This window comes from Burkholderia sp. AU45274, from assembly GCF_030482505.1.
Taxonomy (GTDB): Bacteria; Pseudomonadota; Gammaproteobacteria; order Burkholderiales; family Burkholderiaceae; genus Burkholderia.
In genome coordinates this window covers 216,183-236,236 of the sequence record NZ_JAUJQE010000011.1, presented here as the reverse complement: position 1 = coordinate 236,236, position 20,054 = coordinate 216,183, and the positions used below count along the sequence as shown (strand labels likewise).

Annotated in this window: 20 protein-coding genes and 1 riboswitch; of the genes, 2 read left to right on the top strand and 18 right to left on the bottom strand. The window is 68.4% G+C overall.

The window, feature by feature from the left end:
- The coding region (locus tag QZM35_RS31185) for an IS3 family transposase (RefSeq protein WP_301777433.1) at window positions 1-90 on the top strand (90 nt) is incomplete at its 5' end.
- A gap of 79 nt (window positions 91-169) precedes the next feature.
- On the opposite strand, the gene metF is transcribed toward QZM35_RS31185, so the two are convergent.
- The 9 genes from metF to QZM35_RS31140 form a co-directional block, all read right to left on the bottom strand.
- A complete protein-coding gene (gene metF / locus QZM35_RS31180) occupies window positions 170-1,000 on the bottom strand; it encodes a methylenetetrahydrofolate reductase [NAD(P)H] (RefSeq protein WP_089424248.1) in 831 nt (276 codons plus the stop codon).
- Between the two features lie 27 nt (window positions 1,001-1,027).
- Window positions 1,028-1,381, bottom strand: a complete 354-nt coding sequence (locus QZM35_RS31175; protein WP_006477367.1) for a phage holin family protein — start codon at window positions 1,379-1,381, stop codon at window positions 1,028-1,030.
- Between the two features lie 160 nt (window positions 1,382-1,541).
- Window positions 1,542-2,960, bottom strand: coding sequence for an adenosylhomocysteinase (gene ahcY, locus QZM35_RS31170; RefSeq protein ID WP_069246874.1), 1,419 nt, complete (start codon window positions 2,958-2,960; stop codon window positions 1,542-1,544).
- Between the two features lie 32 nt (window positions 2,961-2,992).
- Window positions 2,993-3,108, bottom strand: a riboswitch (S-adenosyl-L-homocysteine riboswitch).
- A 108-nt stretch (window positions 3,109-3,216) separates the two neighbouring features.
- Complete coding sequence (locus tag QZM35_RS31165; protein WP_006484033.1) at window positions 3,217-3,951, bottom strand: RNA polymerase sigma factor FliA; 735 nt, start codon at window positions 3,949-3,951, stop codon at window positions 3,217-3,219.
- A gap of 22 nt (window positions 3,952-3,973) precedes the next feature.
- A complete protein-coding gene (locus tag QZM35_RS31160) occupies window positions 3,974-4,792 on the bottom strand; it encodes a MinD/ParA family protein (RefSeq protein ID WP_174976287.1) in 819 nt (272 codons plus the stop codon).
- Window positions 4,785-6,530, bottom strand: coding sequence for a flagellar biosynthesis protein FlhF (gene flhF, locus QZM35_RS31155; RefSeq protein ID WP_301777430.1), 1,746 nt, complete (start codon window positions 6,528-6,530; stop codon window positions 4,785-4,787). Before flhF ends, QZM35_RS31160 begins: the two co-directional genes overlap by 8 nt.
- Window positions 6,527-8,626, bottom strand: a complete 2,100-nt coding sequence (gene flhA, locus QZM35_RS31150; RefSeq protein WP_089424245.1) for a flagellar biosynthesis protein FlhA — start codon at window positions 8,624-8,626, stop codon at window positions 6,527-6,529. Before flhA ends, flhF begins: the two co-directional genes overlap by 4 nt.
- The gene (gene flhB, locus QZM35_RS31145; protein WP_089424244.1) at window positions 8,623-9,819 is read right to left on the bottom strand and encodes a flagellar biosynthesis protein FlhB; all 1,197 of its coding nucleotides are present in this window, start codon (window positions 9,817-9,819) and stop codon (window positions 8,623-8,625) included. The genes flhA and flhB overlap by 4 nt, the downstream gene beginning before the upstream one ends.
- 320 nt (window positions 9,820-10,139) lie before the next feature.
- A complete protein-coding gene (locus QZM35_RS31140) occupies window positions 10,140-10,520 on the bottom strand; it encodes a DUF805 domain-containing protein (protein ID WP_089424243.1) in 381 nt (126 codons plus the stop codon).
- 350 nt (window positions 10,521-10,870) lie between these two features.
- On the opposite strand from QZM35_RS31140, the gene QZM35_RS31135 reads away from it, so the two are divergent.
- On the top strand, window positions 10,871-11,305 hold the full coding sequence (locus tag QZM35_RS31135; RefSeq protein WP_174976289.1) for a hypothetical protein: 435 nt from the start codon (window positions 10,871-10,873) through the stop codon (window positions 11,303-11,305).
- A 78-nt stretch (window positions 11,306-11,383) separates the two neighbouring features.
- Here the strand turns inward: QZM35_RS31135 and QZM35_RS31130 are convergent, their stop codons facing one another.
- From QZM35_RS31130 to QZM35_RS31090, 9 genes are all read right to left on the bottom strand, one after another.
- On the bottom strand, window positions 11,384-11,881 hold the full coding sequence (locus QZM35_RS31130) for a VOC family protein (RefSeq protein ID WP_089424241.1): 498 nt from the start codon (window positions 11,879-11,881) through the stop codon (window positions 11,384-11,386).
- Between the two features lie 166 nt (window positions 11,882-12,047).
- Window positions 12,048-13,292, bottom strand: coding sequence for a DUF3443 family protein (locus QZM35_RS31125; RefSeq protein WP_089424240.1), 1,245 nt, complete (start codon window positions 13,290-13,292; stop codon window positions 12,048-12,050).
- Between the two features lie 16 nt (window positions 13,293-13,308).
- Window positions 13,309-13,812 (bottom strand): DUF2844 domain-containing protein, encoded by a 504-nt coding sequence (locus QZM35_RS31120; RefSeq protein ID WP_089424239.1) that lies wholly within the window; start codon window positions 13,810-13,812, stop codon window positions 13,309-13,311.
- 262 nt (window positions 13,813-14,074) lie between these two features.
- Window positions 14,075-14,806 (bottom strand): protein phosphatase CheZ, encoded by a 732-nt coding sequence (gene cheZ / locus QZM35_RS31115; RefSeq protein ID WP_089424238.1) that lies wholly within the window; start codon window positions 14,804-14,806, stop codon window positions 14,075-14,077.
- A gap of 1 nt (window position 14,807) precedes the next feature.
- Window positions 14,808-15,203: a chemotaxis response regulator CheY gene (cheY, locus tag QZM35_RS31110; RefSeq protein ID WP_039346818.1), complete on the bottom strand. Its 396-nt coding sequence runs from the start codon at window positions 15,201-15,203 to the stop codon at window positions 14,808-14,810.
- A gap of 67 nt (window positions 15,204-15,270) precedes the next feature.
- Window positions 15,271-16,362 carry a chemotaxis response regulator protein-glutamate methylesterase gene (locus QZM35_RS31105; RefSeq protein WP_301777429.1) on the bottom strand — a complete coding sequence of 364 codons (1,092 nt, stop codon included), beginning with the start codon at window positions 16,360-16,362 and terminating at the stop codon, window positions 15,271-15,273.
- A complete protein-coding gene (gene cheD / locus QZM35_RS31100; RefSeq protein WP_089424236.1) occupies window positions 16,359-17,084 on the bottom strand; it encodes a chemoreceptor glutamine deamidase CheD in 726 nt (241 codons plus the stop codon). The genes QZM35_RS31105 and cheD overlap by 4 nt, the downstream gene beginning before the upstream one ends.
- On the bottom strand, window positions 17,081-18,064 hold the full coding sequence (locus tag QZM35_RS31095; RefSeq protein ID WP_089424235.1) for a CheR family methyltransferase: 984 nt from the start codon (window positions 18,062-18,064) through the stop codon (window positions 17,081-17,083). Before QZM35_RS31095 ends, cheD begins: the two co-directional genes overlap by 4 nt.
- Window positions 18,065-18,067: 3 nt before the next feature.
- Complete coding sequence (locus tag QZM35_RS31090) at window positions 18,068-20,035, bottom strand: methyl-accepting chemotaxis protein (RefSeq protein WP_301777428.1); 1,968 nt, start codon at window positions 20,033-20,035, stop codon at window positions 18,068-18,070.
- Window positions 20,036-20,054: the final 19 nt, after the last annotated feature.

Below are 20,054 nucleotides of genomic sequence, written 5' to 3'. Positions count from 1 at the left end.
TTGGCAAGCTACATCCACTACTACAATCACGACCGCATCAAACTGAAACTAAAAGGGCTGAGTCCCGTGCAATACAGAACTCAGCCCTAGCCGTCATAACCCGTCCAACTTTACGGGGTCAGTTCACACAACCGGCGGGGCTTTGACGCATGCAATCGCGTGAGCGCGCTTACATGACGAGCCGTTCACAGATCGTCCGCGTCGCGGCCGCCGTGTTCAGCGTATAGAAATGCAGACCCGGCACGCCCGCGTCGACCAGACGCTGGCACAGGCTCGTGACGACGTCCGCGCCGAACGCGCGGATCGACTCGCGATCGTCGCCGAAGCTCTCGAGCCGGCGCGCGACCCAGCGCGGCACTTCGGCGCCGCACATCTCGGAGAAGCGCATCAGCTGCGAGAAGTTCGTGATCGGCATGATGCCCGGCACGATCGGCACCTCCACGCCCAGCTTGCGCGCATCGTCGACGAAGCGGAAATACGCATCGGCGTTGAAGAAGTACTGCGTGATCGCGGAATTCGCGCCGGCTTTCACCTTGCGCGCGAAATTCTCGAGATCGGCCTTCGGCGAGCGCGCCTGCGGGTGGTACTCCGGATAGCCGGCCACCTCGATGTGGAACCAGTCGCCGTGTTCGGCACGGATGAAGCTGACGAGCTCCGACGCATAGCGCAGTTCGCCGACTTCGCCCATCCCCGACGGCAGGTCGCCCCGCAGCGCGACGATGTGGCGGATGCCGTACGAGCGGTACTGGTCGAGGATCGCGCGCAGGCTGTCGCGCGACGAACCGATGCACGACAGGTGCGGCGCGGCCTCGAGGCCGTCCTTCTGCATGTCGAGCACCGTATCGAGCGTGCCCTGCTGCGTCGAACCGCCGGCGCCGAACGTGCAGGACACGAATTTCGGCTTCAGCGGCAGCAGCTGCGCACGCGTGGCGCGCAGCTTCTCGACGCCTTCCGCCGTCTTCGGCGGGAAGAATTCAAACGAGAGTTCGATCGGTTTCATGATTCTGAGGGAACAGGCCCTGGGGCGTCAGCCGATGTCGCGCTGACCGAAGATCAGGGCGGACAGCAGCCACGACACGATGCTGTACAGGATCGAACCGAAGAATGCGGACCAGAAGCCCGACACCTCGAAGCCCTTCAGCAGCGACGACGCGAACCAGAAGCACAACGCGTTCACGACGAGGATGAACACCCCGAGCGTGACGATCGTGACGGGCAGCGTCAGCAGGATCAGCACCGGACGGATCACCGTGTTGATCAGGCCGAGCACGACCGCGATGATCAGCGCCGTGCCGAAGCTCTTGATGTGGATCGACGGCACGAGGTAGGTGATGATCAGCAGCGCGAGCGCGTTGATGACCCAGGTGAGGATGACGCTCATGGAGTGCTCCGGTTCGGTTGTCGATCGGTACGATCAGTGGCCGCCGCCGGCTGCCGCGGGTGCCCGTAGGCGCGCCGCGGCAGCCGGCGATCCCGCGCCGTGCCGCCGTACCGGGTGCGCGGGTGACGCGCGTCCGGCACCGCGGCAGCGGCGCATCGGATCAGTAGCGGTAGTGGTTCGGCTTGAACGGGCCGTCCTTCTGCACGCCGATGTACGAAGCCTGCTCGTCCGACAGCACGGACAGGTTCGCGCCGATGCGCGCGAGGTGCAGGCGCGCAACCTTTTCATCGAGGTGCTTCGGCAGCACGTACACCTTGTTCTCGTACTCGTTGCCGCGCACGAACAGCTCGATCTGCGCGAGCGTCTGGTTCGCGAACGAGTTCGACATCACGAACGACGGGTGGCCGGTCGCGCAGCCGAGGTTCACGAGGCGGCCTTCCGCCAGCAGGATCACGCGCTTGCCGTCCGGGAAGATGATGTGGTCGACCTGCGGCTTGATGTTTTCCCACTGGTACTGGCGGGTCGACGCAACGTCGATTTCCGAGTCGAAGTGGCCGATGTTGCAGACGATCGCGTTGTGGCGCATCGCCTTCATGTGATCGTGGTTGATCACGTGGTAGTTGCCGGTAGCCGTCACGAAGATGTCGGCCTTGTCGGCCGCGTATTCCATCGTCACGACGCGGTAGCCTTCCATCGCCGCCTGCAGTGCGCAGATCGGGTCGATTTCGGTGACCCACACGGTCGCGCCCAGGCCGCGCAGCGACTGCGCGCAGCCCTTGCCCACGTCGCCGTAGCCCGCGACGACCGCGACCTTGCCCGCGATCATCACGTCGGTCGCGCGCTTGATGCCGTCGACCAGCGATTCACGGCAGCCGTACAGGTTGTCGAACTTCGACTTGGTGACCGAATCGTTCACGTTGAACGCCGGGAACGGCAGGCGGCCGTCCTTTTCCATCTGGTACAGGCGGTGCACGCCGGTCGTGGTTTCTTCGGTCACGCCCTTGATGTGCGCGAGGCGCGTCGAGTACCAGGTCGGATCCGCGTCGAGGTGCTGCGCGATCGACTTGTACAGCGCGACTTCTTCCTCGTTGGTCGGCTTCGCGATCACCGAACGATCCTTCTCGGCCTTCGCGCCGAGGATCAGCAGCAGCGTTGCGTCGCCGCCGTCGTCCAGGATCATGTTCGCGAACTCGCCGTTCGGCCATTCGAAGATGCGGTGCGAGAACTCCCAGTATTCGTCGAGCGATTCGCCCTTGAACGCGAACACCGGCGTGCCGGCTTCGACGATCGCGGCAGCGGCGTGGTCCTGCGTCGAGAAGATGTTGCACGAGGCCCAGCGGACGTCCGCGCCGAGCGCCTTCAGCGTCTCGATCAGCACGCCCGTCTGGATCGTCATGTGCAGCGAACCGGCAATGCGCGCGCCCTTCAGCGGCTGCTGCGCCTTGTATTCGTCACGGATCTGCACGAGGCCCGGCATTTCGGTCTCGGCGATGTTCAGTTCCTTGCGGCCCCAGCCGGCCAGCGCCATGTCGGCGACGACGTAATCGTTGGAAGCTTTGGAATCGATAATGGCGTTCATCACGCCCTCCTTTCTAAAAAGTTTCTAGATTGGTGACGTGAGCGCCGTTCAGGAAGCGGGGCCGACGCGGTTGTGCCGCACGACTGCTTGGTGAAGCCTTCCGAGCCTGGCGGACGCAGGGTGGTCCGTCGCAACGCTCCTCGGAAAGCGGAGAGGATTGTAGCAAATCGGCGCGCAGAATGCGCAAGCCTGCACATACACGACGCGCACCCGGCACACGCGCGCGGCGTCGGCGCGCGCGGCCGTCAGTAAAGGGTCAGGACTCCGCGCCGACCCACGCCTGTTCGCGCAGCCGGGCACGCAGGCGCGCAACCGCCTGGCTGTGCAGCTGGCACACCCGCGATTCGCTCACTTCGAGCACCGCGCCGATTTCGCGCAGATTCAGACCCCGTTCGTAGTACAGCGACATCAGCAGCTTCTCGCGCTCCGGCAGCCGCTCGATCGCCTCGACGAGCGCTTCGCGCAGGTGCTCGTCGAGCAGCGCCGACAGCGGATCGGCGTGATCGACGCGGTAGCGGTCGAGGAACGGCTCGTCGTCGGCCGCGCGGTCGAAATCCTCGTAGTAGATCAGCTGGCTGCCGTGCAGGTCCTGCAGCATCCCCTGGTATTCGTCGAGCGGCATGTTCAGGTGCTGCGCGATCTCGGTCTCGCTCGCCGAGCGGCCGAGATGCTGCTCGACCTGGTGCACCGCGTGCTCGACCTCGCGCGACGTCTTGCGCAGGCTGCGCGGCAGCCAGTCGTTGCTGCGCAGCTCGTCGAGCATCGCGCCGCGGATACGCTGGGTCGCGTAGGTCTCGAACTGCGCGCCCTGGTCTTCCTTGTAGCGGCCGGCCGCGTCCATCAGGCCGATCATGCCGGCCTGGATCAGGTCGTCGAGGTCGACGCTCGCCGGCATCTTCGCGACGAGCTGCAGCCCGAGGCGTCGCACGAGCGGCGCATATTGCGCGAGCACGTCGGCCTGGGACATCTTTCCTTGAGCGTTGTACATCATGGCTCTCTCCTTCCGGTGGCGCTCACGCGGCGTGTGCCGCGCCCGCCTCATACGACGGCTTGCCGCCCGCGTGCACGGCACGGCCCGCACCCGAGCGCGGGCGCATCGGCCAGTACAGCAGGTCGGCGGCAATCTGCCGGTAGTCACGCGCGGCGGGCGACGACGGGAACGCGTCGACCGCGGCACGCGTCAGCTCGCGCGCATGCTCGACGAGCGGATCGGCGCTCACGCAGCCCGCGTCGGCGATCGACACCGTCAGGTAGCGGCTCGCGACGCCCGCGAGGTTGTCGAACGCCGTCTTCGCGTCCGCGTGGCTGCCGACGTGATTGGTCAGCACGCGGAACTGCGCGAACGCATGCGCGAAATGCAGCCGCTTCATGCACGCATACGCCTCGGTGATCGCCTGCGCGGCGACCCGCGTGACGACCAGCACGTCGTGCGCTTCGCGGGCGAGCGCCGAGAACGAACCGTCGGCGCCGAGCTGCGCGTCGACGAGGACGATGTCGGCCGGGCCGTCGATGAAATCGCTCAGCTGCGCGTCGGTGTAGCCGGTGCGCGCGAGCCGCGCCGCGGCGCACAGGCCGAAGCCGGCCGCGACCCGCGTGCGCTCGCCGTCGCGCAGCCACGCGCCCGCCAGCGTCGCGCTGGCCGAATGCACGTCGGCACGCTCGTCGACGACGAGCACATCCTTGCCGAGCGACGCGAGCGCCGTCGCCAGGTTCACGACGGTGGACGTGCAGCCGACCCCCGCCGGCCCGCCCGCCACCGCGACGATGCGTGACGCGCGCCCGGCCAGCAGGCGCCGCAGCCCTTCGGCCTGGTCGATGATTCGTTTATCCAAATCGCACCTCGTGAAGCTCGGCGGTGGAACGTGCGGTCAGTGCGGAAAGCAGCGTCGGCATGTCCTCGTCTTGCGGCACGAAGGGCGAGCCGTCACGCGGTACACAGAACGCGCTCTTCAGCAGGAATTTGGTCGACGCGACGTACAGGTTCTCCGGCACTTTCTGGCCGGTCGACACGTAATGGATCGGCAGCTTGTAGCGGATCACCGTGTCGAGCACGCCGCCGAGGTGGGTCGCCTCGTCGAGCTTCGTGAGGATGCAGCCGGCCAGGTCCGGATGCTCGCCCGCGCTGCGGTACGCCTGCACGACTTCGTTGAGCGTGTCGCCGTGGCTGGTCGCGTTGAGCAGCAGCAGGCGCTGCACCGGCGCGTTCGCCCCGTGCAGCATCGCGATCTGGTCGGATACCGCGCGGTCGCGCTGGCTCATGCCGATCGTGTCGATCAGCACGATGTGCTTGTTGCGCAGCTCGGACAGCGCGAGCGCGAGGTCGCCCGCATCCTTCACCGCGTGCACGGGCACGCCGAGGATCTTGCCGAAGATGCGCAGCTGCTCGTGGCCGCCGATCCGGTAGCTGTCGGTGGTCAGCAGCGCGACCTTGCTCGCGCCGAAGCGCATCACGCAACGCGCGGCCAGCTTCGCGGTGGTGGTCGTCTTGCCGACGCCCGTCGGCCCCATCAGCGCGAACACGCCGCCGCGCTCCATCAGCGCATCTTCGCTTTCGAGCACCGGCAGGTTCGACGCGAGCACCGATTGCGCCCATTCGGCGGCCTGTTCGAAGGTCTGCGCGCCGTCGGCCGCCGGCATGTTGTCGACCAGCATCCGCACGAGCTGCGCGGAGAAGCCGGCCGCGAACAGGTGCTTCGTCAGCGCGCCATGCACGGCGCTGCGACGCTGGCGGTCGTGCCACATCAGGCTGTCGAACTGCTCTGCCATCATCCCGCGCAGTTCGCCGAGCTCCTGCATCACCGTATCGTTGACGATCCGCTCGATGCGCGACTTCACGGCATCGGCCACCGCGGCGGCCGCGTCGGCGGACAGGCGCGTGCGCTCGGCCGCCTTCGCGGCATGCGCGGCGCTCGTGTTCGTGTCGGGGGCGCGGGGGGCGGCGGCCGGCATCCGGCGTTCGGCCTCGCGCACGATGTCGCGCGCCCAGTTGGGCGGCGTCGCGCTCGCGGCGGCCTGCGGGGCAGGCGCGCTCGCTTGCGGCGCGGCGGGCGTCGCCTGCGCACGCGCCATCAGCGCGTCGCGCTGCTGCGTCAGGCGCTTCGCGTGCTCGACGAGCCACGGCGCGGGTTCAGAGGTGGCGGCCGGTGCGGGGGCGGCGGAGGACGGCGCTGCCGCGGCCGGCGCTTCGTCATCGAGCGCCGAAGGTTGCGCCGTCGCCTCGTCCGCGTCGGCACTTGCACCGAACATCGACGAGAACACGTCCGGCAACCCGCCTTCGCCTGCCGCATACGGATTGACCGTCGGGCGGGCCAGCGGCGCGCCCGGGCGCGACACGATGCCCGGCACGGCGGCAGCCGGCACCGATTCCGGCGGGCGCGACGCGGCGATGCGCGGGCGTGCCGCGGCCGGCGGGGTCACGGCGGCCAGGTCCGAATCTGCCAGGGCGACGATTTCCACGCTGCCGTCATCGAGCGTGCGGTTCGACAGCACGACCGCGTCGGCGCCGAGCGCCTCGCGCACCAGACGAAGTGCGTCGCGGCTCGTTGCGCCGGTGAATTTGCGAATGTTCAAGCGGAACCCCCGATGACGTTAACGACTTTGATCGTGCGTGTGTCCGGCACTTCGGCATACGACAGCACTTTCAATTGCGGCAGGCTGCGGCGCAGGAAACGCGCGAGCATCGCGCGCAGCGCGTGCTGCACCAGCAGCACGGGCGGCAGCCCGAGATTCTGTTGACGCAGCATCGCCTGTTGCGTGCCGGTCAGAAGGTTGTGCGCGAGGCCGGGTTCGAGGCCCGGGTTCGCGCCGGTGGCGAGCGCCTGCGACAGCACGCGCTCCAGATTCGAGTCGAGGCCCATCACCTGCATCTCGCCGGCGCCCGGATACCACTGCTGCGTGATCGCGCGGCCGAGCGACAGCCGCACGGCGGCCGTGATCTCGAACGCGTCGCCGCGGCCCGCGTGTTCGGACACGGCTTCGAGAATCGTGCGCATGTCGCGGATCGGCACGCCTTCCTCGAGCAGGTTCTGCAGCACCTTCTGCAGCGTCGTCAGCGAGATCGTCTTCGGCACGAGGTCCTCGACGAGCGACGGCGCATCCTTGCCGGTGCGCTCGATGAGCGACTGCACTTCCTGGCGGCCGAGCAGCTCGGCCGCGTGCTGGACGACCAGATGGTTCAGGTGCGTCGCGACGACCGTGCTCGCGTCGACCACCGTGTAGCCGTATACCTGCGCCTGCTCGCGCATCGCGACGTCGATCCACACGGCCGGCAGCCCGAACGCGGGATCCTGCGTGACGGCGCCCGGCAGCGCGGCCGTCACCTGGCCGGGGTTGATCGCGAGCCACTGGCCCGGGAACACTTCGCCGACACCGATCTCGACGCCCTTCAGCGCGATCCGGTACGCGTTCGGCCGCAGCTCGAGGTTGTCGCGGATATGGATCACCGGTGGCAGGAAGCCGATTTCCTGCGCGAATTTCTTGCGGATGCTCTTGATGCGCTTGAGCAGTTCGCCGTCGCTGTTCTTGTCGACGAGCGGGATCAGGCGGTAACCGACTTCGAGGCCGAGCGGGTCGATCAGCTGCACGTCGTCCCAGGTCGCCTCGTGGCTGTCCGACGGCAGCACCGCGGGCGGCGCGATGTCGGTCAGGTCGCCGGCCGCCTTGCGGGCCGCCGCGCGCTTGGTCTGCGTGCGGGCCAGCCAGATCGCGCCGCCGCCGAGGGCGAGGAACGCGAAGTGCGGCATGCCCGGGATCAGCCCCATCAGCACGATGATCGCGCCGGTGATGTTCAGCACGCGCGGGTTCGTGAACAGCTGGCCGGTGATCTGCGTGCCGATGTCCTCGTCGGTCGCGACGCGCGACACGATCACGCCGGCCGCGGTGGAGATCACCAGCGACGGGATCTGCGCGACGAGGCCGTCGCCGATCGTCAGCAGCGTGTAGTTCGTGCCGGCAGCCGCGAACGTCATGTCGTGCTGGACCATCCCGACGATCAGCCCGCCGATCACGTTGATCGCCATGATGATCAGGCCGGCGATCGCGTCGCCGCGCACGAACTTCGACGCGCCGTCCATCGACCCGTAGAACTCGGCTTCCTGCGACACGGCCAGGCGGCGCTTGCGCGCCTGCTCTTCGTTGATGAGGCCCGCGTTCAGGTCGGCGTCGATCGCCATCTGCTTGCCGGGCATCGCGTCGAGCGTGAAGCGCGCGGACACTTCGGCGATCCGCCCCGCGCCCTTCGTGATCACCATGAAGTTGATGATCATCAGGATCACGAACACGACGATGCCGACCGCGAAGTTGCCGCCGACCAGGAAGTGGCCGAACGCCTCGATCACCTGGCCGGCCGCGTCCGGGCCCGTGTGGCCTTCGAGCAGCACGACGCGCGTCGAGGCGACGTTCAGCGACAGGCGCAGGAGCGTCGAGAACAGCAGCACGCTCGGGAACGCCGCGAAGTCGAGCGGCTTCATCGTGTACATGCTGACGAGCAGCACCATCACGGACAGCGCGATGTTGAACGTGAACAGCAGATCCAGCAGCATCGGCGGCAGCGGCAGGATCATCATCCCCAAAATCATGCAGATGAGGATCGGGCCCGCGAGTGCGCGCAGGTTCGTGCCCGCGAACGGGTTCGGGCGCTTCGCGAACAGGCCGGTTGGGGTGCTCATGCCGTACCTCCCTTGCCGAGCGCGTCTTCCTGCTCTTCGCGTTCATCGTCGGCGGACACCGACGCGCCTTTGTCGAGGTCGGCCGGCACCTCCAGATCGACCGGCATCGCCGGGAACGCGCCGCCTTCCGAACGGAAGCGCTTGAGCTGGTAGACCCACGCGAGCACTTCGGCGACGGCCGAGTACAGCGAGCCGGGAATCTCGCGTTCGAGTTCGACGTTGTGATACAGCGCACGCGCGAGCGGCGGCGCTTCGAGCAGCGGCACGTTGTGTTCGGCCGCGAGTTCGCGGATGCGCGCGGCGACGAGGTTCACGCCCTTCGCGACGACCTTCGGCGCGCGCATCTCGCCGTCCGTGTATTGCAGCGCGACGGCGAAGTGCGTCGGGTTCGTCACGACCACGTCGGCCTTCGGCACGGCCGCCATCATCCGGCGGCGCGCGATCGCACGCTGCTGCTGGCGGATCCGCCCCTTCACGTGCGGATCGCCTTCGTTCTCGCGATGCTCGCGCTTCACTTCTTCCTTCGTCATGCGCAACTTCTTGTTGTACTGCCAGATTTGGTAAGGCACATCGAGTGCGGCGACCACCAGCATCCCGGCGACCGTCGTGCCGCAGCACACGGCGATCAGGTGCAGCGCATCGGGCAGCGCCACGCGCAGCGGCTGCGTCGCGAGGGCGAGCAGCTCGTCCTTGCTGCGCCAGATCGCGATGCCGCCGATGCCGCCGACGACCAGCGTCTTCGCGAACGACATCCCGAGCTGGATCGGCCCCTGGATCGAGAAGATCCGGCCGAGGCCCGAGATCGGGTTCAGGCGGTCGAACTTCAGCTCGAACGTCTTCGACGAGATCAGCCAGCCGCCGAGCGCCATCGGCGCGAGCAGCGCGGCAACGCCGGTGAGCGCGAGGATCGGCAGCAGCGCGGCGAAGCCTTCGAGGCTCGCGCTGCCGGCCGCCGACAGCATCCGGCTCGTGTCGAACGCGGTCGCGCGATCGAACGTGAACGCGCCGCGCAGCATCGCCTGCAGATGCCCGCCCGACGGGCCCGCGAGCAGCCACGTGCCGTAGAACCCGGCCGCGAGCAACGCGAACGAAGCCAGCTCGCGCGAACGCGCGACCTGCCCCTCCTCACGCGCCTTCTCGAGGCGCCTGGGAGTGGCGGCTTCGGTCTTGTCGAGATCGCTCTCGTCTGCCACGGGGCCTCCAGTCGGGTACGGCGGAATGCCGCTTTCCAGTGACACCGATTATTCATGGAGGCGTCAAACGCCGATCGGTCGAGCAAAGCCGGGAAAGGGGGGTATTTCGGGGAATCGGGCGAACCGGTGCGAACGGGGCCGGACGGGGGACGGAACGGGGTGCGGCGCGGCGGTAAAACGTGCCGGCGGGGGCGATGGCGGGTGTCGGCGCCGGGCGGAGCGGCGACGGCGTGAAGCGGGGAAGAAGCAGTGCAGCGGTGCAGCGGATGCGACGCGAAATCGGGCCCCGACGCGGCGTCGCGCGTCGGGGCAGGCGTCGGTCAGGCCGCCACGATCGGGTCCGCGCCGAAGCGGTTCGGACCTTCGGTGCCGCGCGTGCACGTCCATACCAGCAGCAAGATGCCGCCGACGACCGGAATCAGCGCGAGCAGCAGGAACCAGCCCGAGCGGCCCGTATCGTGCAGGCGGCGGACGCTGACCGCGAGGCCCGGAATGATCAGCGCCAGCGAAACCAGGGCGAGTACCGCGAGCAGCAGCAGCGTGATCAGGCCGCCGTCGCGGCCGGCCGCGCCGATGATCTGCGCGGCGATCGACAGCACCGTGGTCAACAGCACGAAATACCAGTATTCGGCACGACGCGCACGGCCTTCGAATGTCGCGTATTTATTGAGTACGGCACGAACGGCTTCGGAAAAATTCATTTTATTACCCTCCTGTTTTATATAGACGACCCCGGAAACAACGCCGGCATTATATGTTTGAATTTAGACGGACTCCATCTCTTTTCACATACCGGTAGTGCGCGCACCGGCCGTCTTGCCGGCCCGCACGGTGCGGGAATGGCTGCAATAGCGGAATCCGGCGCCATCGGCTTGCATGCCGCGTCATTTTAATAATCTTGAAGACCTGACAGAAACGACAGCCCCCGGATAATCCAGCATTTGATTACATCCGAATGAAATCGAGTGCGATCGATAATCGGCCGCGAGTGTGCCGCATTCGATTAACCGGCCGGCATTACGCGGGCGTGCAAAGCGCGCTACGCTTCGCCATGACTCGCCGATTCCGGTCGAACCGCACCATGCTCGGTCATCCGCTCGTTCCGTTGCTGTCGCTTGCCTGCGCGCTGGCCGCCGGATGCGCGGGCACGCCGGCCCTGCCGCCCGGCGCGCAGGCGCCTGACACGCCGCATCCCGGCACGATCGCCCTGCGCGATGCATGGAACGGATCGACGCAAACCCTGCGCGCGCAGGATTTCCCCGCGAGCTTCATCTTCCGCTGCGTCGACACGCGCGGCGAGCCGGCGGAACGCGCCCGCGCGGCCTGGTGCGTGCCGGTCGTCGAGATCGAATCGGTGCCGGTCGACGCCGCCGGGCGCCCGGTCGCGCCGGCCGACGCCGTCCGGATCGAAAGCACCGCGTACGGGCCCGACCACCGCTTCCTCGACCACACGCGCCTGATGCGCGACGGCCGGCCGCCGGCCTAGCGCCCATTCCGGCCGCCCACGGGGCTTGCGCGGCCCGCCGGTTCGCCGGTTCACGCCTGCACCCCGCCACCCGGCCCCCTAACCCGCCGCCGCCCGCTGCAACGCGTCGAGATCGAGCTTCTTCATCGTCATCACCTGCGCCATCACGCGCTCCGCGCGCGCCGGATCGCCCGTCATCAGCTCGCTCATCTGCGCCGGCACGACCTGCCACGACACGCCGAAGCGGTCGCGCAGCCAGCCACACTGCTGCGCACGCTCGTCGCCGCCTTCCGACAGGCGCGCCCAGTAGCGGTCGATTTCGTCCTGGTCCCGGCAGTTGACGACGAACGACACGGCCGGCGTGATCTGGAACACGGGGCCGCCGTTCAGCGCGACGAAGGCCTGCCCGTCGAGCTCGAACGCGACGGTCATCACCGCACCCTCCGCGCTGCCGGACGCATGCGCGCCGGCCTTGCCGTAGCGCGCGACATGCACGATGCGCGCGTTGTCGAACACCGATACGTAGAAACCGGCGGCCGCCTCGGCGTCGCGGTCGAACCACAGGAACGGCGTGATGCGTTGTATGCGCGGGTTCATGGCGCTGCCTCCTCGATGTCGTGCCGGCATGGGTGCCGGTATTACATCGTAGGCGCTGTGCCCGCGCGCGGCGGCGCGCCGGTCGGACCCGTCGTGCCGCGCACGGCCGTCGAATAAAAAAGGGGGCGATCGCTCGCCCCCTGGTCCTGCGTCTCGCCGTGCCGCGTCAGAACGCGACGAAAGGCGCCGCGCCGCCGCTCGCGGTCTTGTCCATCCCGAAGTAGATCGTCCGGTTGTAGAAGTGCGGCATGCCGATGTCGAGCCAGCTGGACGAACCAAACGGGCCCGCGATGTCGTTGAACGCGAACGTCGACGGGTTCGAGAACAGCGAATCCGCGTTCACGACGGGCATTGTCACCGTGCCGCTCACGCCGTTCTGGCCGGTCAGCGTCGCCGAATTGCTGGTCGTCGTCGACGGGCAGTAGAACTGCGTGTTCTTCGGGCAGGCCGGCAACGTGCCCGACGTATCGTTGAAGAAGTACGCATTCGAACCCGTATCGAAGAACGCGGTCACGTTGCGCCCCTGGAACGTCGCGCTGACGTCGCCCGTCGTGGTCGACGTCATCACGGTCTTCCCGGTCAGGTCGGGCAGGCCGAACGTCAGCGTGCCGGTTGCGCTGGCCTGCCCGCTGTCCGAAATTTTCGGCATGCTCACGCTCACCCCGCTGCTGTCGGCGAAGCGATGCACCGGGTTGGCGACCTGCTGCGCCACCGGCACGAGCGCGACCGTGCAGTTCGCGTTGTTGCCGTTCGGGCACGCGTAATAGTTGTTGTTCGTCGACGTCGACGTCGCGCAGGTCGTGCCGCAGTCGACCGGCGCCGGCCCGATGCCGAGGATCCCGTTCGCGCCGAGCGCGCTTGCCGAGTTGGCCGACGCGCCGCCGTTCGTGCACGAGCTCGGCACGTTGGTCGTGCCGAGGTCGCCGATGATCTGCACGGGCAGCGAACTCGCCTGCTCGGAGCCGATCGACAGGTCGACCGTGCGCACCGATCCCCACGTATAGCTCGACACGAACTTGCCGCACTCGGCGACCGGCGCGCCGCCGCTCGTCACCTGCGGGAGGCTGCCGAGCACGCCCGACACGGCGCTGCCGACGAGCCGCAGCCCGTAGGACGCGGTATCGACGAGCACGTTGTTGACCACCTGGCAGTTCGACGTGCCCGGCGCGCAGACCTTCAGGCTGACAGTCGGGATGTTGATCACGTTCGCGACGCCGGCATTGACGGTGATGACGGCCGTGTTCCCGGAATTGCCGTCCGAGCCGCCGTTACCGTTGTTGCCGCCGTTGCCGTTGTTGCCTGAGCTGCTGCCGCCGCCGTCTCCGCCGCCGCATGCCGTCACGAGGACGGCCGTTGCCGCCGCAAGGCCCAGCACGCCGAGCCAGCGCTTGAATGTACGAGGAATTCTCAAGATCGCTCTCCCGCTGTCACTGGATGTCGGTGCCGGTCAGGCCGGCAGGCAGCGCCGCCGGCAGCCACGCCTGGCCCGAGAAGGCGCCCATGTGGCCGCCTGTCCGGATCACGAGGCCGCTGGTGTCGACGGACACGGGCGCGCGCCAGCCGCGCGCCTGGTGCGCCGCCTGGACGCCTGCGGTGTACTGCGGGAAATAGCTGCCGAGCAGCGACGCGAGATCCGGCATCGTCGGCCCTTGCCATGCGAGGCCGAACACGCTGCCGGCGGCCGACGTGTATTCGTGGATGACGGTGCCCGATCCGAGCGTGATCTCGCGGACGGTATAGGCGGCCGTGCTCGTCTGCATGCCGTCTGCCGAACGCATCGCGCGCTGCAGTGCGCGCACGGTTGCGGCCCGATCGTCCGCCGGCGGCGACATCGGCGCGCCGCCCAGTTCAGCGTATGCGTGGACACTCCACAGCACACCCATTGCAGCCGTCGCGTGCGCGACGGCCCAGCCCAAGCGTTTCAGCTTCACGTTCCCCCCCAAGGGACTGGCTTCGTCGACGGCGGTGCGGCCATCGCGCCCGCGCCACCAGCCAACATATGAAATCGTACGATTGACGCTACGTTGCTGCTGACGCGTAGTATGCCTGCTGAGTGTGTCGAAGTGTCAATTTGACGCAGGATCGCGCTGCGCCACGCGGGGGCCGCGTGCGCGGTGAAGGAGTGCGGGGGACGGTGTGACGCGGGCATCGGGCGCCGCTGCGAGACGCGGCGCGCCGATGCCCGCGGCAGGGTCAGAAGCCCAGGCTGGCGAGCAGGTCGTCCACCTGCCCCTGGTCCTGGACCACGTCGGTCTTGCCTTCCGGCGCGATCTGCGGGCCGTTCAGCAGCGACTCGGGGCTGCCGGTCGGGCTGATCTGCTCGGCCGCGAGCAAAGCCGCGGTGGCCGCGAACTGCTCGCGCCGCTCGGGCGCGATGTTCTCGACGAGCACCGTGAGGAGCTGCTGCTCGATCAGGTAGACCATGTCCATGATCTTCTTGATCACCTGCCCGGTCAGGTCCTGGAAATCCTGCGCGAGCATGATCTCGAGCAGTTGCGCGCGGGTGGCCGAAGCCGACTCGGGCAGCGTGCGCAGGAACGTGCGCGTATCGTCCATCAGCTCGCGCACTTCCGCGTGCTCGATCGGTGCCGCATACCACTGGGCCCAGCGCGCGTCGAGCGCCTCGGCCTCGTTCTGGATGCGCTCCTGCATCGGCTTCGCGACCTCGATCGCGTTCAGCACGCGCACGGCGGCCTGCTCGGTCATCGTCGCGACGTAGCGCAGCCGGTCGCGCGCATCGGGCACGGCTTCCGCCGCCCGCTCGACATGCTTGTCGAGCCCGAGCTCGCGCATCGAATCGCGCAGCGTGCGCGTGACATGGCCGATGCGCGCGAGGATGCGGTCGCTCGCGAAATCGGCGCCTTCGGCCTGGCCGTCGGCGCTGAACCCGGCGCCGGTCAGCGCGGCATGGATCGGCTCGTTCACGTCAGCTCCCGGTCTTCGCCATCTTGTCGATGATCTTGTTCAGCTTCTCGTCGAGCGTCGCGGCCGTGAACGGTTTCACGACGTAGCCGCTCGCGCCGGCCTGCGCGGCCGCGATGATGTTCTCCTTCTTCGACTCGGCCGTGACCATCAGCACCGGCAGGTGCGTGAGCGTCGCGTCCGCGCGGATTTCCTTCAGCATCGCGAGGCCGTCGAGGTTCGGCATGTTCCAGTCGGAGATCACGAAGTCGAAACCGCCGCCGCGCAGCCGCGCCAGGCCGGCCGCGCCGTCCTCGGCCTCGTCGACGTTCGAATAGCCCAGTTCCTTGAGCAGGTTGCGGACGATCCGGCGCATCGTCGGGAAATCGTCCACCACCAGGATTTTCATGCTCTTGTCCATCGTCGTTCCTTTCCAGATTCGTTTCCGTCGGGACGCGTATCGTGGCACGCGCCCCGTGACATTCCATTCAAACGCGCTGCACGCGGTCGCCCATCGTCGCCAGGCGCGCCATCACGCGACGGCTCATCTCGGCGAGCGGCACGATCTCGTCCGCGCCGCCGAGCGCGATCGCCTCGCGCGGCATTCCGAACACGATGCAGCTTGCTTCATCCTGCGCGAACGTGTGAGCGCCCGCGCGTTTCATTTCCAGCAGGCCGGCCGCGCCGTCGCGACCCATCCCGGTCAGGATCACCCCGAGCGCGTTCTTGCCCGCGTGCGTCGCCGCCGAGCGGAACAGCACGTCGACCGACGGGCGGTGCCGGTTCACCGGCGGCTCGTCCGACAGTTGCGCAATATAGTTCGCCCCGCTTCTCGCAAGCAACAGGTGCGCGTGGCCCGGCGCAATATATGCGTGGCCCGGCAGCACGCGCTCGCCGTGCTCGGCTTCCTTCACCGCGATCCGGCACAGGCCGTTCAGCCGCTGCGCGAACGACTTCGTGAAGCCCGGCGGCATGTGCTGCGCGATCAGCACGGCCGGCGCATCCGGCGGCAGCGGCGTCAGCACTTCGCGGATCGCCTCGGTGCCGCCCGTCGACGCGCCGATGATGATCAGCTTCTCGGTACTGACGAGCGGGTTGTTGATCATCGGCGCGGCCGGGTGGCTGTCCGTCGCGCGCGCGGCGGCCTGCGGCTGCGGCGCCTGGCGCACGCGCGCCCGCGACGCCGCGCGGATCTTGTCGGCGAGCTTTTCCGCGTAGTCGAGCATGCCGTCGCGAATCCCGACGCGCGGCTTCGTGACGAAATCGACCGCGCCGAGTTCGAGCGCACGCAGCGTGATTTCCGAGCCGCGCTCGGTCAGCGACGACACCATCACGACCGGCATCGGCCGCAGGCGCATCAGCTTCTCGAGGAAGTCGAGCCCGTCCATGCGCGGCATTTCGACGTCGAGCGTGAGCACGTCGGGGTTGTGCTGCTTGATGAGCTCGCGCGCGACGAGCGGATCGGGCGCGGTCGCGCACACCGTCATGTCGGGCTGGCTGTTGATGATCTCGGTCATCAGGCTGCGGATCAGCGCCGAATCGTCGACGCACATCACTTTGATCTTCTGCACTGCGGTCATGCCTCCTGCTTTCTTGATAGGTTCGCCGCCCGCACGCCGCCGGCCGGCGCCGCGCTGCGCGCGCCGAACAGCTCGATGCGCGGGCGCGCCGGTTGCGGCGGGGCCGGACGCTTGGCCGCGAACAGCTCGACCTGCGGACGCGGCCGTGCGGCGCGGGCGCGATCGGCCTCGCGGGCGAGCGCGGCTTCGCGCTCGGTGACGCCCGGCACCTGCAGCCGCAGCTTCTTCACCGCCGCGCGCCCCGTGGCCGCCATGAACGCGACCTTGCGCGGGTGCACGCCCTGCAGGTCTTCCGCCGTGATGCGGATGCGTTCGAGCGCGAGGTAGCGGCGCACGAAATCCGCGTTGCGGTCGCCGATGTTGATCGTCGTCATCCCGGCCAGCACGGCGGCGCCCCCGAACACCTTCGCCTCGAAGCGTTCGCGGCGCCCGCCGGCCTTGATCATCTCGTTGATCAGCACTTCCATCGCATACGCGCCGTAGCGCATCGATTCCGACGCGGCCGCGCCCGGATCGGCGCCGTCGTCGGGCAGCATGAAGTGGTTCATCCCGCCGATGCCCGCGTACGGATCGTGCAGGCACGCGGCGACGCACGAGCCGAGCACGGTCATCAGCACCATGTCCTCGGACGTCGTGTAGAACTCGTTCGGCAGCAGCTTCACGCCGGGACGGCCGAAGTGGTTGTCGAAGTAGCGATTGGTGGCGATCGGCAAGGCGCTCATCCGCGCTCTCCCAGAGCGGATGCGGCGCCCGCGGCATGCATGCGCGCGGGAGACGGCATCGCGCTCGCCTGCGCGCCCCGCGGCCGCGCGCCCTGGGCGGCGTCGCGGGTCAGTTCGTACACCGTCTGCCCGCGCAGCCGGAACGCCTGCGTGACATACGTGAAGTTCTCCGAATGGCCGGCGAACAGCAGCCCGCCCGGCTTCACGAGCGGCTCGAAGCGCGACAGCACCTGCCCCTGCGTCGGCTTGTCGAAATAGATCATCACGTTGCGGCAGAAGATCGCGTCGAACGGCTTCGCGATCCCGTAATCCGCATCGGTCAGGTTCAGCTGCTCGAAGCGGATCATCGCGCGCAGCTCGGGGCGCACCTTCACGCGGCCGGCCTGCGCGCCCGTGCCCTTCAGGAAGAAGCGCTTCAGCCGCTCCGGCGCCAGGTGCTTGACCTGGTCGTACGTGTAGATGCCGGCCTCCGCCTTCGCGAGCACCTGCGTGTCGAGGTCGGTCGCGAGGATCGACGCGCCGCGCGCGGCCGATTCGCCGAGCGCCTCGATCAGCGTGATCGCGATCGAGTAAGGCTCTTCGCCCGTCGACGCCGCCGAGCACCAGACCGAGACCGGCGCCGGCCGCCCTTTCACGAAATCCGACAGGATCGGGAAATGGTGAGCCTCGCGGAAGAACGCGGTCAGGTTCGTCGTCAGCGCATTGGTGAACGCTTCCCACTCGAGCGGATCGTCTTCCTGCTCGAGCAGGTCGAGGTAGTCGCGGAACGTGTCGAGGCCGCGTGCCCGCAAGCGGCGCGCGAGACGGCTGTACGCCATGTCGCGCTTGTGCTCGGACAGCGAGATCCCCGCGCGTTGATGGATCAGCGCGCGAATGCGTGCGAAATCCGCGCTGGTGAACGCGAAATCGCGCCCCGGCTCGCCCGCGCGAGGCGAGGCATCCGGTGCATCGGGTCGAAACGGCGCGCGCGCATGCGGCATGGTTTAGAAGGTCTCCCAATCGTCGTCGGACGTGCCGGCCGTGGCCGCCGCCGGCTTCTCGCCGTTCAGCGCCGGGCGCACGAGCGCGGGCTTCGCGGCCGGCTTGTCGGCCGGTGCGGCGGTTTTCGCCAGACGCGGCCCGTAGCCGCCCGCGGCCGTGCCGCGGGAAGCCGGTGCATCCTTGTGCGCGTGCGCGCCCGTATCGGCTGCACGCTTCGTTTCATGGCCCGCACCCGACGCAGCCGCGGCGGCGGCACGCGGCGCCGGCGCGGCGCGCCGTGCCGGTTGTGCGGCAGCCTGCGGAGCCGGCAGCGCGGCGACCGGCGCCGCGTCGAAACGCGGCTCCGACGTCAGCGCCGGCGCGGGCTCGTGTGCGACCGGCCGCGCGACACCACGCGACGGCGCGAGCACGATGCCGCCCATCACGCGCCAGCCCGACACGATCGCCTTCATCTGGCGCGTCTGCTCCTCGAGCGACGCCGCCGCGGCGGCCGCCTGCTCGACGAGCGCGGCGTTCTGCTGCGTGACCGAATCCATCTGGCCGACCGCGCGGTTGACCTGCTCGATGCCGGTCGACTGCTCGTCCGACGCGGCGCTGATCTCGCCCATGATGTCGGTCACGCGGCGCACGGCCTGCACGATCTCGTCCATCGTCGTGCCGGCGCGCGACACGAGCGCCGACCCGCTTTCGACCTTCTCGGCCGAATCGCCGATCAGCTGCTTGATTTCCTTCGCGGCGCTCGCGCTGCGCTGCGCGAGCGAGCGCACCTCGCCGGCGACCACCGCGAAGCCGCGGCCCTGTTCGCCCGCGCGCGCGGCTTCGACCGCCGCGTTCAGCGCGAGGATGTTGGTCTGGAATGCGATGCCTTCGATCGTGCCGATGATGTCGACGACCTTGCCCGAGCTCGCCGCGATGTCCTGCATCGTCGACACGACCTGGCCGACCACCTCGCCGCCCTGCGTCGCGATGTCCGATGCGTTCACCGCGAGCTGGCTGGCCTGCCGCGCGTTTTCCGCGTTCTGCCGCACGGTGCCCGTCAGCTGCTCCATGCTCGACGCGGTTTCCTGCAGCGATGCGGCCTGCTCCTCGGTGCGCTGCGACAGGTCGGTGTTGCCGGTCGAGATCTCGCGCGCGCCGACGTCGATCGACTCGGTACCGCGATGCACGGCCTGCACCATCGTCGTGACGGCGTCCTGCATCCGCTTGATGCCGCCGAACAGGCGGCCGATCTCGTTGGTGCTGAACACGTTGACCGGCTGCGTGAGGTCGCCGCCGGCGATGCGCTCGAAGTGCGCGATCGCGTCTTCCAGCGGCTGCACGATCAGCCCGCGCAGCGCGAAGCGGATCGCGATCACGACGACGAACGCGATCGCGATGCCCGCCGCGATCAACCCGATCATCAGCGAGATCTGCGATTGCGTCGTGGCCTGGCGATCTTCCGCGCGCTTCTGCAGCGATGCGACCACGGCCGCCGCGGCCTGGTCGTACGCGACGAACATCGGGCTGATCTTGGTATCGGCAACGGCGTGGTACGCGGCCATGTCGCCCGCGCGCGCGGCCGCGAACTCGGGCTCGACGCCTTCCTTCACGATCGTCGCGTAGCGGGCGGCCAGGTCGTCGACGAGCGCCTGCTCGATACCGAGCTTCGGCGTCGCCTGGAACGCCTGCCAGTTCTGGTTCGACTTTGCGTACAGCTCCTGCGCGCGGTCGAGCACCTTGGCCGCTTCGGCCGTGTTGCCGGCTTCCGTCAACGAGCGGAAGCGGTCGAGCGACACGCGTGCGCGCAGCAGGTACGACGACGTATCGTCGAGCGAGTGGATCGCCGGCAGGTCGACGTGCGCGATCGCGTCGAGCGAGCGGCTCGCGTGATTCAGCGCGACCAGGCCGAGCCCGCCGACGGCTGCGGCCAGCGCCACGAGGATGAGTCCGACCGCCGTGAGCGTCGTGCGGATCGACCAGTTTTGCAACATTGCAGATTCTCCCGAAATT